13 protein-coding genes are annotated in these 13,774 nt (G+C 65.9%); 5 read left to right on the top strand and 8 right to left on the bottom strand.

All coding sequences use genetic code 11. The features are described from left to right. The first annotated feature begins 132 nt into the window (after nt 1-132). Together C481_RS05275 and C481_RS05270 are read left to right on the top strand one after the other, a co-directional pair. The gene (locus tag C481_RS05275; protein ID WP_006108089.1) at nt 133-846 is read left to right on the top strand and encodes a glycosyltransferase; all 714 of its coding nucleotides are present in this window, start codon (nt 133-135) and stop codon (nt 844-846) included. A 78-nt stretch (nt 847-924) separates the two neighbouring features. Continuing rightward, nucleotides 925-1,338, top strand: coding sequence for a pyridoxamine 5'-phosphate oxidase family protein (locus C481_RS05270; protein ID WP_006108088.1), 414 nt, complete (start codon nt 925-927; stop codon nt 1,336-1,338). Between the two features lie 167 nt (nt 1,339-1,505). Here C481_RS05270 and C481_RS05265 read toward each other — a convergent pair whose 3' ends face one another. The 3 genes from C481_RS05265 to C481_RS05255 form a co-directional block, all read right to left on the bottom strand. After that, on the bottom strand, nt 1,506-2,396 hold the full coding sequence (locus tag C481_RS05265; protein ID WP_241434654.1) for a hypothetical protein: 891 nt from the start codon (nt 2,394-2,396) through the stop codon (nt 1,506-1,508). 346 nt (nt 2,397-2,742) lie between these two features. Then, nucleotides 2,743-3,516: a Nif3-like dinuclear metal center hexameric protein gene (locus tag C481_RS05260; protein WP_049904453.1), complete on the bottom strand. Its 774-nt coding sequence runs from the start codon at nt 3,514-3,516 to the stop codon at nt 2,743-2,745. A 140-nt stretch (nt 3,517-3,656) separates the two neighbouring features. Further along, nucleotides 3,657-4,328, bottom strand: a complete 672-nt coding sequence (locus C481_RS05255; protein WP_006108085.1) for a class I SAM-dependent methyltransferase — start codon at nt 4,326-4,328, stop codon at nt 3,657-3,659. A 219-nt stretch (nt 4,329-4,547) separates the two neighbouring features. Between C481_RS05255 and C481_RS05250 the strand changes: the two genes are divergently transcribed. After that, complete coding sequence (locus C481_RS05250) at nt 4,548-5,462, top strand: acetamidase/formamidase family protein (RefSeq protein WP_006108084.1); 915 nt, start codon at nt 4,548-4,550, stop codon at nt 5,460-5,462. Between the two features lie 15 nt (nt 5,463-5,477). Here C481_RS05250 and speB read toward each other — a convergent pair whose 3' ends face one another. From speB to C481_RS05225, 5 genes are all read right to left on the bottom strand, one after another. Continuing rightward, the gene (gene speB, locus C481_RS05245; RefSeq protein WP_006108083.1) at nt 5,478-6,332 is read right to left on the bottom strand and encodes an agmatinase; all 855 of its coding nucleotides are present in this window, start codon (nt 6,330-6,332) and stop codon (nt 5,478-5,480) included. Next, nucleotides 6,332-6,706 carry a translation initiation factor IF-5A gene (locus C481_RS05240; RefSeq protein WP_006108082.1) on the bottom strand — a complete coding sequence of 125 codons (375 nt, stop codon included), beginning with the start codon at nt 6,704-6,706 and terminating at the stop codon, nt 6,332-6,334. The genes speB and C481_RS05240 overlap by 1 nt, the downstream gene beginning before the upstream one ends. Before the next feature lie 203 nt (nt 6,707-6,909). Then, nucleotides 6,910-7,992 carry an enolase-like domain-containing protein gene (locus C481_RS05235; protein ID WP_006108081.1) on the bottom strand — a complete coding sequence of 361 codons (1,083 nt, stop codon included), beginning with the start codon at nt 7,990-7,992 and terminating at the stop codon, nt 6,910-6,912. A gap of 58 nt (nt 7,993-8,050) precedes the next feature. Continuing rightward, the gene (locus C481_RS05230; protein WP_049904446.1) at nt 8,051-9,688 is read right to left on the bottom strand and encodes an ABC1 kinase family protein; all 1,638 of its coding nucleotides are present in this window, start codon (nt 9,686-9,688) and stop codon (nt 8,051-8,053) included. Between the two features lie 63 nt (nt 9,689-9,751). After that, complete coding sequence (locus C481_RS05225; protein WP_006108079.1) at nt 9,752-10,264, bottom strand: Hsp20/alpha crystallin family protein; 513 nt, start codon at nt 10,262-10,264, stop codon at nt 9,752-9,754. 170 nt (nt 10,265-10,434) lie between these two features. Here C481_RS05225 and C481_RS05220 point away from each other — a divergent pair, with 170 nt between their 5' ends. Together C481_RS05220 and C481_RS05215 are read left to right on the top strand one after the other, a co-directional pair. After that, on the top strand, nt 10,435-11,751 hold the full coding sequence (locus tag C481_RS05220) for a molybdopterin molybdotransferase MoeA (protein WP_006108078.1): 1,317 nt from the start codon (nt 10,435-10,437) through the stop codon (nt 11,749-11,751). A 67-nt stretch (nt 11,752-11,818) separates the two neighbouring features. After that, entirely contained in the window at nt 11,819-13,753 is a 1,935-nt protein-coding gene (locus tag C481_RS05215; protein WP_006108077.1) for a molybdopterin biosynthesis protein, read from the top strand. The last annotated feature ends 21 nt before the right edge of the window (nt 13,754-13,774 follow it).

Raw genomic sequence — 13,774 nt, 5'->3', positions numbered from 1 at the left:
TAATGATGTATGGGTGCCAGCCACAACCGCCACGACTAAACTCACGGCGGATGATCGAGCGCAGTACGTGGACGAGAGCGAGGATACCGAGTCGAATACCGGGTGCGAGCGCACGCGAACCGAGAGCAAGACATGATCGACGTCTCGAGTGAACTGGCTGCCGCCAACACCGATAGCACTGCCGGTGAGCCGTCCGGCGTTGCCGTGAGCATCATCGTTCCGGCGCGAAACGAGGCCGAGTTCATCCGCGGCACGCTCTCGAGTCTCGCCGCGCTCGACACGGCACTCGAGTTCGAGATTATCGTCGTCGACGGGAACTCGGACGACGGGACGCGCGCGATCGCGCGGGAGTACGGATCGACGATCGTCGAAGAGGATAGTGGGAGTATCGCGACGGCGCGCAATATCGGAGCGAAATACGCAAGCGGCGAGTGGCTAGCGTTTATCGATGCGGATACGCGGGTCCGGGCGGACTATCTGACGGAGATGTGCGGCTTCGTCGAGGCGAACGGGTTGGCAGCCGCGAGTTCGCGCTGTCGGATAACGGGGCCGTGGCGGGCGAAGGTGATGGAAGCGACGATCAACCACGTGTTTCCGCGCCTCGAGCGGCCCGTATTGCCGGGGTTCAACTGTTTCGTTCACCGGCGGGCGTTCGAGGATGTCGGCGGCTTTCCGACCGTTCCAAACGAGGATACGGCGTTCAGTCGCCGGCTTGCGCGCCGGTATCCGACGGCCTACGCCCCGGACGTGCTGGTCGCGAGTTCGGGTCGGCGGATCGCCGAAACGGGGTTGACGGGAACGCTCTGGCACTACGTGCGATTGGATGCCCAACGGCTGCGGTCCTAACTGCGGTTCGTCTTCGCCCGGGTGGCGCGTCAGCGACTACATCTCGGGTACGGGCATGGACCCGCCGGGGAACCGCTTTTGGCCGTCCTCGTCGGTCACGGAACCGTGTCCACTGTCCCCCCAGAAGTCGCGGACCGTCTCGAGAGCGAACCGCTCATGGCCCATCTCGGGACCTGTGTCGAGGGACGCCCGCACGTCGCCCCCGTCTGGTATCGGTACGTAGACGACGTCGTTGAACTCGTGACGACGGGCCGAAAACTGGAGAATATTCGAAAGAATCCGCGCGTGTCGCTGTCGGTGCAGGCGGACGACGAGGGTCGAACGCGCTGGATGGTGATGCTACTCGGGACGGCAACGATTGTCGAGGACGACGCCGAAACGACAGCGGCGAGACGGCGGATCAACGAGAAATACGGCGCGAGACCGGATGCCTACGGCGAAAATACACTCGTTCGGATCGACGTGGGTTCGGCGACCTACGAGACCTACTGATAGCGCCGGGATGACGCCAGGCCAGACCGTATCGCTCGTGTGGAATCAGAGACGGGCGGTCGGAGTCCGAAGAAGACGGGTATCCACTCGACGAAGCAGTGAAGCGACGATCGTGCGATGAGGGCGCGTCGCGAGAGTCATCCCGAGGGACGACGATCGAGGGACGGTTACTCGTCGCGTCGCTCACGGCTGGGATCACACGCACCCAGTGTCGACTGTAACAGGCGAGTCGACATCGTCACGGGAGCAGCGCGTCCGACACGAACTGGAAGCGGACACGAGTTGGCGGTGGCGCTCGATCGATCGGCGATCATCGCGCCCTCTCGAAACAGCTGCACTGCGACCGGACCGTCACCCGCATCGATATCGGCGGTGAAACACGTCGTCGCACCCGCCGGGACCGTCACCGTCTCGAGCGTCGCCGGATCGGGGCCGGATTCCTCGCCGCTCTCGCTCTCGGCCGCCCGCTCATCCGAGTCGTCACTGACCGCTATCTCACCGAAAACCCCCTCCTGGCACGCATCGAACTGCGGATTCGACGCCGTAAGCGCACCGATACCGGGAACGACCGGTCCCTCCCGGAACGCCTCGACGGAGCCGATGATCGCATCGTCGGGAAACTGTTCGAGTTCGCGCACGTCGATCGTCCGCTCGCCGTCGACCGCGCCGACCGGCTCGATGACGTTTCCGACTTCGTCGCTGGCACCGACGAACGTCGCGGTGACGATCACGTCGGTGAACTCGCCGAAGACGCGAATCCGCTGGCAGTCGATGAACTCGATTCGTTCGTCGGGTGGCGACACGGCGCGCCACTCGAGTGAGACTGCGTGCTCGCTGTCGTTGGTGATGCAGAAGAGCGGCCCGTCTGCGTTCTCGTCGGTATCGCTACACGCAGGGGTCAGCCGAATCGGCGGTGCACGAGCACAGATAGCGTCTGCAGTATCGGCTTCGCTGGTGGTCTCGCCGCCATCGTCCGCGGTATCGTCGCCGGCAACGATACCTGCGGCAGTTCCCGATACGCCGCCGATCACCGCGGACGTAACGGTGACCCTTCGCAACCACTCTCGTCTGGAAGGTATCTGTTGAGACATTGATTTCTGTGATTTCTTCCCCGGGAGCTGCCCCGAGAACGCGAGTGAATTGCGACGCATCACCTATTGTTATCGACAGGCTGCAGACCGTTCACGAGAGCAAACAGTATACTGGCGGTCGATCATCGCACGCAGCAGCCGATCAATACGGAGAACGCGTCTCGCACAGTGATAGCGGCATCTATCCGACCACCGGCAATAGTACGGTATCGCTACAGCGCCTCCTCACGGCGTATGCCGTCACATCGCGGATCAAGGACGGCCTACACCGAGATTCCGCAGCCTGGAACACTCGTGCGGTGCCCTTACCGGGCTACAGTCCCGTCGGCACGTCGAAGTAACTCGTCTCGAGTTCAGTCTCCCACCCCTCGACCCGCTCCCGTATCGCCCGGACGCCGAACGTCTCGGTCGCGTAGTGGCCGGCCAGCGCGACGTGAATACCTGCCTCCCGCGCTTCGTGGTACACCTGCTGTTTGCCCTCGCCGGTCACGAGCGCGTCCGCGCCCGCATCGACGGCTTCGTCCAGCCAGTCGGTGCCGCTGCCGGTGACGATCGCAACGTCGTCTATCTCGGCGGGACCGAACTCGAGCAGCTGAACGGGGTTGCCGTCGGGTTCGAGCGCGCTCTCGAGTCGGGAGCGCAACTCGGCGGGCGTGTACGGTTCCGACGCGGTGCCGCGCTGGCCGATAAACTCGGGACCGAGTTCACCGAACGGGGTTCGATTTTCGAGGTCGAGCGCGCCTGCGACGCCCGCGGCGTTCCCGAGTTCCTGGTGGCCGTCGAGCGGGAGGTGCGAGACGTACAGCGCGAGGTCGTGCTCGATCAGCGGGGCGAGTCGATCGTAGGTGCGGCCGGTGACGCGGTCGAAGCCGCCCCAGGAGAGGCCGTGGTGGACGACCAGCGCGTCCGCGTCGGCCGCAATCGCCCGCTCGAAGGTCTCTTCGACGCCGTCGACGGCGAAGGCGACGTGTTCGACGGTGCCCTTGTCGGGACCGACCTGCAGGCCGTTCGCACTGGCGTCGAGGTCGGCGTAGTCGGCGGTTCCGAGCGTCTCGTCGAGGCGGTCGACGAACGCCGAGAGTTGCATGCTCATACTCCCGCGTTACGCCGCCGACGGCTTGTATCCTTGCGATCGAGCGCGACGCGATCGGCGATCGGTGCTCAGTGATCGGTGATCGGCGGTCGGTGATGACGGACTGAACTCGGACGAGCGGGTAGCCGGCACCATCAGCGCTCGCCTGGCGTCGATGCAGCATCGACACGAAACGCGCGGAGCGTGTGGCGCTCGAGTTCGGTTTGCTCGCACTCGGCCGGGTGGAGTCCGCGGTCGGTGAAGACCTGGGTCCAGTCCCGGACGTAAAGCGGCACGCCGTCGACGTGGCGGATTTCGCGGGCGGACGAGTCGGCAGGCGGAGTGGACGAAGAGTCATCCCGCGTGGGACGTTGTCCTTCGTTCTCCGCCGTCAGGAGGGTCGTACCGGCCACTCGAGCGAGTTCGTCGAACACCCACTCGTTGTCCGGGTGGACGTGCTGAAGCGTTTCGACCGAGTAGATCACGTCGAATCGATCGGCCGAGACGGAGCGAGCCAGGCGCTCGATCGGACAGCAGTAGAACGTTCCCGCGGCGAACAGGTCGGGCGAGTGGCGTTGCATCACGTCGAAGGCGGTCTCGTTGATATCGATGCCGAACAGGTTCTCGTAGCCGTGGTCGTGAAGGTGTGCGAGGTGGCGGCCCGAACTACAGCCGAGTTCGAGCACGCTAGCATCGGGGTCGACGAAACGAGCCAGCGTTTGGCGAATCGCCTCGCTCGTTGCGTTCGGGCCGTAGTACGCGTAGTATTCGGGTGAATAGGCACCCGAGCGTGATTCCCAGCGGTCGTGGACATCGGTTGCGTTCATGATCACATCATCTCGGTACCGCACGCTCCGCTGCAGTCGCCGCCACACCGTGACTGCGACACGTCGGCTCATCCGCTCATCCGTTCGAACGACGCCCGCGAGTAGCCTACCGCCGCCACGGGTCATATACCTGTGGTCACAGTCGGAGTCGGACCCGCGACCGCGGGAGCACCGACTGCGAGGGTCCCCATTTACTACCGGCGTCTCGTATTGCGCCCCATGTCACGACGAACGATCAGCCACGAAACGGGTGCCATCTACGAGTTCACACCTGAACTCGAGCCGATAGCGACGGTCGAGTCGGGCGCGCAACTGACGGTCGAAACCAGAGATAGTCTGGACGGGGCGGTCCAGTCGGAGTCGGACGTGATCGAGTCGGTTCCGAAGGACGTAAACGCCGCGACGGGACCGATCGAAGTCGAGGGGGCCGAACCCGGCGACGTGCTGCGGGTCGATATCGACGACATCCGACTGACGGAGGATCGCGGCCGCGTAATCTCGATCGAAGGCTTCGGGCTGCTCGACGGCCACGAGGGAATCGAAGCACCCCGGTCGCGGATCACGCCCGTCGAGGGCGACGCGACGCTCTCCATCGAGGGAATCGACGCCGACGTTCCGGTCGAACCGCTCGTCGGTACGATCGGCGTCGCGACCGAATCCGAATCGCACACGACGCTCGTTCCGCACGATCACGGCGGCAACCTCGACACGACCGACCTGTGTGCCGGGAACTCGGTGTACTTCCCCGTCTTTCAGGCGGGTGCCATGCTCGCGATGGGCGACTGCAAGGCCGCGATGGCCGACGGCGAGATGTGCGGCACCGGGGCGGAGATCGGAACGGCCATCGACGTGACGGTCGAGGTGCTCTCGGACCCCGAAATCGAACTCGAGCGACCGCTGATCGAAACCCCCGAGGCCTGGAAACCGGTCGCGAGCGCGGACGCGCTCGAAGCAGCCTGCGAACTAGCGACTCGGGACGCGATCGAACTACTGGCCGCGGAACACGAAGTCGACACGACGGACGCCTACCTGTTCGCGAGCCTGGTCGGCGGCCTCGAGATCAGCCAGGTCGTGGACCCGCTGGTCACGGTTCGAAACGCGGTTCCGAAGGCGCATCTGTCCGCGCCGTTCTGAGTCGACGGCCCGTCGTTAGGAAGACTGGGCGACTGCGTGCTCGTAGATGAACTCGCGGACCAATTTTCCCGCAAGCGAGGCCGCCTGGCCGTCGTCGCGGTCGTTGACTTCGACGACATCGAAGCCGGTCGCCCGCGGTGCAATCGAGCGCACCACGTCGCGAAGTTCGCGCGGTTCGAGTCCGAACGGCTCCGTCGTCCCCGTTCCGGGTGCGTAGCCCGGATCGGCGGCGTCGATGTCGACGCTCAGGTACACGTCCCGGCCCTCGAAGCGGTCGGCGGGGTCCCAGTCGGCCACGTCCTCGGGCGGAACGACGGTCACGTCGGCCGCCTCGGCCCGGTCCCACTCGGCCTCGCTCCCGGCGCGAGCCCCGAGGACGAACAGTTCATCAACCGAGTCGAGTTCGTCGTCGAGTACTCGTCGCATCACGCTCGCGTGCGAAAGCGGATTGCCGTCGTAGTCGTCGCGCAGGTCCAAGTGCGCGTCGAGCGAGACGACGATATCCGGTTCGACGGCGCGGACACCGGCCAGCGAGACCGTGTGTTCGCCGCCGAGTGTGACTGGGACGGCGTCGTCCCAGACGATATCGCGCAAAACCCCCTCGAGCCACTCGAGGTACTCCGGAACGTCGTCCCAGGCGCGAACGTCGCCGTGGTCGACGACGCCGAGGTCGGAAAAGTACTGGTCCGTCCGGTGGTCGTAGTCGTCGAACGGCTCCGCAAAAGTCCGAATGCGCTGGGGCCCGAATCGGGTCCCCGGCTGAAAGGTCGTCGATACGTCCAGGGGCGCACCGACGACCACGAAGTTCGCGTCCGCACGGCCGGCCGCCGCGTCGGCTTCCTCGCGTTCGTCAGTCGCCCCGGGAAACATTAGACGATCTTTCGCTGGTCTTCCATCTCGAGGTATTCGATGTTCTCGTCGGGGGAGGCGTCGACATCCTCGGGCATGCGCATCGTGATGGTCTCGTACGTTTCTAAGTCCATAACCTGCATGTCGTCGCCGTCGACGGAGACGACCTGGCCCTGTTTGCGCTCGATGATCGGGACCCAGATTTTGGCGTCGACCGGCTGGGAGAGCGAGCGCTTCTTGCCGTCGAAGACGCCCTGGGCCTCGATTCGGGCCTTGGCGCTGCCGTGTTTGCCCGGCTTGGCCGTCGAGTAGGCGTTGATCTTGCAGGCTGCGTCGTCGATGATTACGTAGCTTCCTTCCTGGAGATCGCGAACTTCTTGCTGCTGTTTCGCCATGTCCCGGGGTAATCAACCGACGGCCATAAACCGTTTGGAATGCCGGCTCGAGTGTCGATACGTGTCACCGGTGTCTTTCGTCCCCAGTATCGAGAACCGCTGGATCTGACTGGCGGGGGTCAAATCGGTGAAAAACGGACGGAACGCGCGGAGAACGTTCAGTTCGAGCGGCGGGCCAATCCGAGTTCACCAGCGACGTCGGCTCACCACCGAAACCCGGCGGAAGCGGCGGGCGGTTCGAGCGGACTCGGTGGCAGGCCGTCCCCGACGGTGGGATCGTTGTACGCACCCGGTGCGACATCGTTTGGCGTCGCCGGGTAGCAAAGCGAGGCGAGCAACTGGACGTGGCCGCGGCCGACGCCGAGTTCGAACTGACCGCCGCCGTACATGCTGATATCGCGTTCCTCGCAGTAGGCGACCGTCCCGAGCAGCGATTCGACCGAGCCGAATCGGGACGGTTTGACGTTCAACCACTCGGGCTCCCAGGGAAGCGCTTCGATATCCGACACGCCGTGAATCGGTGCGTCCCAGGACACGCGCTCGCGGACGGCCGACTCCTCGAACAGCGATTCCGTCTCGTCGGTCAGCGCGGGGTCCTCGATGACGGCGTCGGGAAACGACTCGAGGACGAGTTCATACAGCGCCGGGTCAGCGGGGGCGTCGACGGCGGTGCCCGCGTACTGGCCCTTGAGGTCGAGGATCTGCACTGCGTCGGCGCCGACCGTCTCACCCAGGCGGGTGACGAGTTCTCGATCCCACGTCGTAGTCGGGTCGAGTTTGAACTCGATCCCGGGAACCCGTTCGCGCAGTTGCTCGAGTCGGTCCGTCGTCGGCGGCTCGCCGAGCCGGGTGCTGGTGACGAATCGGACGGGGTCGCGCGACCGATCGAGTTCGCTCGCGAGCGTCGTCTCGGCCTGTCGCAGCGCGAGGTCGAGGGCCGCGCTCTCGAGGCCCCAGCGGCGGTAGTTTCGGAACACCTCGCGGTCCGGAGCGGTCGGAAACAGATCGAGATCGGCGAGTCGCTGGGAGAACTCTCCGAACGTGAACTCGCCGGTCAAATCGGGAAGCCCGTGCTCGGCGAGCGTGTGGTGGTCGTCGGCCTCGTAGGTCACGTCCTCGCCGACGCCTGACTCGCCAGCGCCGGACTCGCCGGCACCGGTGAGCGTGAACTCCGTCGTGACGCGGGTGAACTCGCTCGAGGTCTCCCGCGATAGTCTGTCGGTGGTCGCGTCGTCGATCGAGAGCGGGAGATCGGCGAGGTTGTCGGCCGCTGTCTGCAGATCCATGGGATGGGCCTCACCGGCCAGCGGAAAGTACGTTTGCCCGTTCCTCTCGTTCCCGTCGTCACTTCTCACGCTGGCGCTGTCGGAGGTTCTGCCTGGTAAACTGCGGTTTTGCTTGAATGGACCGTGACTCGCGGAACGTCCGATAGAGTTGGATCGAAAGCACGAACGCGAAGATCGCAGCGACGACTGCAGCCCACGGGGCTTCGAGAGCATAGAGGACGCCCATCGAGAACAGCGCCATCGTCAACAACATGCCGTAGATCAGCTGCTTTGCGAGTTGATCGAAGACGTTACCCGAATCCTCGACACCGACGCGAACGTACAGATCGTCCCGGTCGAGTCGATCGAGCGTCCGCTCGACCTTCGGGGCGATCCGGGTCAGTGACTCACCGCTCCGACGGATCTGACCCGCGGTTTCGGCGGCGTACTGCCGGGCGGTTTCCTCGCGATACCCTTGTTCGGTGAGGTAGTCAGTCGCGGTCTCGATGAAGTCGAAATCCTCATCGAGGGTGACGCAGACGCCCTCCACGACGGTCGCGACTCGCAGGACGAGCGCGAGGTTCTTCGGCAACCGGAACGGAAACACGTAGATCGAGTCCTCGATCTGACCGACGATCTGGTTGACGCGATACTGTTCGACGTCTTCGCCGCGGGCGTCCTGGATCGCGATCTCCATCACTTCGGCCATCACGCCGCGATCCGCATCGGGAGAGAGCGTGCCGATCTCGATCAGCGCGTCGAGAATGCCGTCGATATCCTGGTTGGCGACGGCGATGTAGAACTCGATGATCTTCTCCCGGACGAAGTCGTCGACCCGGCCGGACATGCCGAAGTCGTAGAAGACGATCCGCCCCTCGTCGGTCACCGCGAGGTTGCCCGGATGCGGATCGGCGTGAAAGACGCCGTCGTCCATGATCATCTGCATGTACGCCCACTGGAGATTTTCCGCGATCGTGCTGCGGTCGATTCCCTTCCGCTCGAGTTCAGCGACGTCGTTGATCTTCGTCCCTGGAATGCGTTCCATCGTCAGCACTCGCGGCTCGGAGTGACTCTCGATGACGGCGGGAATCCGGTAGCGGTCGTCGCCGGCGAAGTTGCCGCGGATCTCCGCGAGCATCTCGGCTTCGCGCTCGTAATCCATCTCCTCGCGGATCGTCTTCGAGAACTCGTCGGCGAGGTTTTCGAGCGAGAAGGCCCGAGATTCGTCGACGAAGAACAGGATGAGCGGCAGCGACCAGCGGATCACGCGCAGGTCGGCTTCGACCAGTTCTTCGATGTCGGGGCGGCGGACCTTGACCGCGACCTCGCGAACGTCGTCGTCGCGGGCGGCGACCGTTTCCGAATGAAGTTGCGCCCGATAGACCTGTCCGAGGCTCGCACCGCTTATCGCCGCCGTGTCGAAGGAGTCGAACTGTTCGTCGACCGGTCCGAGTTCGGCCTCGATAACTGCACGGGCTTTCTCCCACTCTGCGGGCGGGACTTCGTCCTGCAGTGCGGCGAGTTCGTCGATGTACTCGGGCGGGAGCACGTCGGGGCGGGTCGAGAGCAACTGGCCGAGTTTGATGAACGTTGGCCCGAGCGTCAGGAGCGACTCGAGGAGGATGGACGCCCGATGGCGGCGCGTTTCGGGGGCGACCGACCGGGAGCGGCCAAAGAGGAGGAATCGGTGGCGGTCTCGTGCATACGCGAGGAGCAGGGGCAGGAACTGCCAGGCGACGAGGACGAACCGTTTGTACGCACGGAGGGAGACCAGTCTCGGTCACCTCGGGTTAGTGCCGGTATCCGTGTCGGTATTGGTGTCGATGTCGGTGTCTGTGTCGGTATCGGTATCAGTATCGGTGGTGCTATTCGACGGTGTCCCTGCGTCAGCCTCTGAGGCGGACTCTCCGTTCTCATCCTCCGCAGTATTCGTCTCGATAATGTCGATCGTGGTCTCTTCGCTCCCCGGTTCGCTTTTGGGAAGGGTCAACTCCAGGACGCCACGCTCGACGACCGCGTTCGCCTCGACATCGGCCGCACGGACCTCGTCGGGAACCGGCAGGTCGACATCGAGGAACAGCGAGCGGTTCTCCTCGAGATAGTGATAGTCGTCCGGAACGGCTTTCGCGCGTTGCCCGGTGATCGAGAGACGACCGTCTTCGACCGCCCAACTGAGCGAATCAGCCGTGATTCCCGGCACGTCAAGAACGAGCAGATACGCCTCGTCGCTCTCGAGCAGATCGAAGAAGACGTCCTCGGTGAGATCCCGCAGGGCGTCGCGGAGCGCTGGCATAGATACAGGTTCGAACGCCGATACGAAAAAGCCCGCGGTAGCGGTCATCGCGCGAGCGGCGTCCAGGGCGCCGGTCCAGATCCGAACCCAGGATCGAAATCGGTAGCGCCGGAGCCGTGACGACCGCGTCGTCCCCTACGCTTTTGCCGTCCCGCAACCCGCGTTCGAGTATGAACGGAGCCGATCACGATCGCACGACGGCCGGGTTCAAGGTCCGGATCCCGGTCGACGAGGCCACGGAGACGCTCAGGGAAGCCGTCGCGGCGCGCCAGGACGGTGACGGGCCGCTCACCGGGACGGAACAGGTTCCCCTCGAAACCGCCGACGGCCGAGTGCTTGCAACCCCCATCACGGCCGATCGGAACGTCCCCCACTACGAGCGCGCCGCGATGGACGGCTACGCCGTCCGCGCCGCGGACACCTTCGGTTCCAGCGACCGCTCGCCCGAACTGCTCCGCGTCGCCGACGACGCTGATGGTAGCGGGGGCGACGATGGAACCGCACCGACTGCGACCGTTACGCCCGGAACCGCCGCTCGCGTCCACACCGGCAGCGCCCTCCCCGACGGCGCCGACGCCGTCGTGATGATCGAACACGTCGACGAGTTCGACTCCGCGGCCGAACTCGAGGTGACGGACGCCGTCGCCGAGGGAGAAAACGTCGCGCCGGTCGGCGAGGACGTCGACGCGAACCAGCACCTCTACGACGCGGGTCACCGGCTTCGCCCGTCGGACCTCGGCCTCCTGCGGTCGGTCGGCCGGCGTGAGGTCACCGTCTCCCGGCCGCCGACCGTCGGCGTGATCCCGACCGGCGAAGAACTCGTCGAGCGCGATCCGGGGCCGGGAGAGGTTATCGAGACGAACGGCCTCACCGTCTCGCGGCTGGTCGACAGATGGGGCGGGCGGGCGACCTACCGCAGCGTCGTCACCGACGATGCCGACTCGTTGCGGGTCGCCATCGAGCGCGATCTGACGAAGGATATCGTAGTGACGACCGGCGGCTCCTCCGTCGGCGAACGCGACCTCCTCCCGGAGGTGATCGACGACATCGGCGAGGTCCTCGTCCACGGCGTCGGTCTCAAGCCCGGCCACCCGGTCTGTCTCGGCGTCGTCGAGGACACGCCCGTCCTCGCGCTACCGGGATATCCCGTCGCCTGTATCGTCAACGCCGTGCAGTTCCTCCGGCCGGCGCTGCGTTGGTTCGAGGGAACTGATCCCGACCCGCATCCGACGACCCAGGCCCGTCTCGAGCGCAAGATCCCGAGCGAACCCGGAACGCGAACGTTCGCCCGAGTTCAGTTGTCGCGACGCGACGACGAACCGGGCGCGGACGAACCCGCGGTCGCCGCGACGCCGACGCGGGCCAGCGGGTCGGGCGTGCTCTCGAGCGTCGCGCTCGCGGACGGCTGGGTCGTCGTTCCGGACGACCGCGAGGGGATTCCGGCGGGCGAGACGGTCGCGGTGGAGAACTGGGAATCTCATCCGTAAGGAGCGCCGCGATCGACAGACCGACCGACGGACCGACGTTTTTACCGTCCGCGCGCGAAGGACCGCTATGAACCGCAAGGAGTTTCGCGATCTCGCCTCGCCGGCCGAGGCGCGCGAGGCGATCGACTCGCTATCGCTCGAGGGCGGCATCGAGCGCGTCCCGCTGACGGACGCTCGCGGCCGCACCCTCGTCGCACGGCTCGACGCCGAACTCGACGTGCCGGGCTTCGACCGAGCGAGCCTGGACGGCTACGCGCTCACCGCGCGGGACACGTTCGGGGCCGACGAGGCCGATCCCGCCGCACTCGAGGTCGTCGGCTCGGTCCACGCCGGGGAGGAACCCGCGGTCGAACTCGAGGCCGGCCAGGCGGTCGAAATCTCGACCGGCGCGGTGATGCCCGACGGAGCGGACGCGATGGTTCCCGTCGAACGAACCGACACCGTCGACAACACCGGCAGCAACGACGGCGAGCGGACACCCCTCCTCGTCCGCACCGCCGTCGCCCCCGGCGACAACGTCATGTTCGCCGGCGCGGACGTCGCCGCCGGCGAGCGCGCGCTCGGCCCCGGCACACGGATCACGCCGCGGGACATCGGACTCCTCTCCGCGCTGGGTATCGACGAGGTCCCCGTCCGCAGTAAACCGCGGGTCGGCATCGTCTCCACCGGCGACGAACTCGTCCGGCCCGGCGACGAACTCGACAGCGACCGCGGCGAGATCTACGACGTCAACAGTTACACGATCGCCGCCGGCGTCGAGGATGCCGGCGGGGAGGCCGTCCTCTATCCCCACGCCGGCGACGAGCAGGACGAAATGGAGCGCGTCCTTCGAGACGCCGCCGCGGAGTGCGATCTCGTGCTCTCCTCGGGGTCGACCAGCGCGAGCGCGGTCGACGTCATCTACCGGGTCATCGAAGAGCAGGGCGAACTCCTTCTTCACGGGGTCAGCGTCAAACCGGGCAAACCGATGCTCGTCGGGCGGCTAGCCGACTCCGCGTACGTCGGCCTCCCCGGCTACCCCGTCTCCGCGATGATGGTCTTTCGAACGTTCGTCGCACCCGCGATCCGCGAGGCCGCGGGGGTTCCCGAGCCGGAATCGGCGACCGTCACCGGTCGAATGGGTCGCGAGGAACGCTACGGGGAGGGACGGCTTCGCCTGATGCCCGTGGGTCTCGTCCAACGCGGACCCAACGCGGAAGGCGACGGCGACGCAGCCTCGAGCGTGGACGACAGCGACAACACCCCCCTCGTCTATCCCGTCGACAAAGGCAGCGGCGCAACGACCAGCCTCGCCCAGGCCGACGGCGTCGTCGAGGTCGGCCCCGAAACGGACTACCTCGAAGCGGGCGAATCGGTCCGCGTTCGGTTGTTCTCACCCGATGTTCGCCCGCCGACGCTCCTCGGCGTCGGCGAGGACGACCCGACGCTCAACCGTCTCCTCGATCACCTGGAGAACCCCCGCTACCTCCCGGTCGGCTCCCGTCCCGGTCTCCGCCGACTCCGCGACGGCGTTCCGGACGTGGCCGTCACCGCCGGCCCGATCGAGCGCGACACCGACGCAACCGAACTCGGCGGCTGGACTCGCGAGTGGGGGCTGGTCGTCCGACCCGGCAACCCCGACGAAATCGAGGGCCTCTCGGATCTGGTCGACCGCGACCTCCAGTTCGTCAACCGCACCAGCGATTCCGGCCTTCGGGTTAGTCTCGAACGGGCACTCGCCGGACTCGCCGATGACCGCGGCGCGGGGCAACGCGAACTCGCCGAATCGATCACCGGATACGACCTCGGCCTCCGCGCCCACGAGAGCCCCGCACGAACGGTCATTGCAGGCGAGGCCGACGCCGCCCTCGGACTGCGCGAGACGGCGGATCACCTCTCGCTCGAGTTCATCCCGCTCGGTGAGCAGTCGGTGCGAGTGTTTGCGAACCCGGATCGGACGGCGAAGGCGAGCGTTCGTGAACTCGAGACGGCGCTTGCGGAGACCTCGAACGAGGGCGCGTAACTGGCCGCACGTTCCCAAACG

This window comes from Natrialba asiatica DSM 12278 (assembly GCF_000337555.1).
In the GTDB taxonomy this organism is placed as follows: Archaea; Halobacteriota; Halobacteria; order Halobacteriales; family Natrialbaceae; genus Natrialba; species Natrialba asiatica.
The sequence above is the reverse complement of the archived record's forward strand: the minus strand, read 5'-3'. Positions and strand labels throughout refer to the sequence as shown.

What these genes read in the sequence shown, in the direction of transcription:
- C481_RS05275 (WP_006108089.1), top strand. Translation starts at nt 133, where the DNA reads ATGATCGACGTCTCGAGTGAACTGGCTGCCGCCAACACCGATAGCACT.
- C481_RS05260 (WP_049904453.1), bottom strand. Translation starts at nt 3,516, where the DNA reads ATGCAACTCTCGGCGTTCGTCGACCGCCTCGACGAGACGCTCGGAACC.
- C481_RS05255 (WP_006108085.1), bottom strand. Translation starts at nt 4,328, where the DNA reads ATGAACGCAACCGATGTCCACGACCGCTGGGAATCACGCTCGGGTGCC.
- C481_RS05250 (WP_006108084.1), top strand. Translation starts at nt 4,548, where the DNA reads ATGTCACGACGAACGATCAGCCACGAAACGGGTGCCATCTACGAGTTC.
- speB (WP_006108083.1), bottom strand. Translation starts at nt 6,332, where the DNA reads ATGTTTCCCGGGGCGACTGACGAACGCGAGGAAGCCGACGCGGCGGCC.
- C481_RS05240 (WP_006108082.1), bottom strand. Translation starts at nt 6,706, where the DNA reads ATGGCGAAACAGCAGCAAGAAGTTCGCGATCTCCAGGAAGGAAGCTAC.
- C481_RS05235 (WP_006108081.1), bottom strand. Translation starts at nt 7,992, where the DNA reads ATGGATCTGCAGACAGCGGCCGACAACCTCGCCGATCTCCCGCTCTCG.
- C481_RS05225 (WP_006108079.1), bottom strand. Translation starts at nt 10,264, where the DNA reads ATGCCAGCGCTCCGCGACGCCCTGCGGGATCTCACCGAGGACGTCTTC.
- C481_RS05220 (WP_006108078.1), top strand. Translation starts at nt 10,435, where the DNA reads ATGAACGGAGCCGATCACGATCGCACGACGGCCGGGTTCAAGGTCCGG.
- C481_RS05215 (WP_006108077.1), top strand. Translation starts at nt 11,819, where the DNA reads ATGAACCGCAAGGAGTTTCGCGATCTCGCCTCGCCGGCCGAGGCGCGC.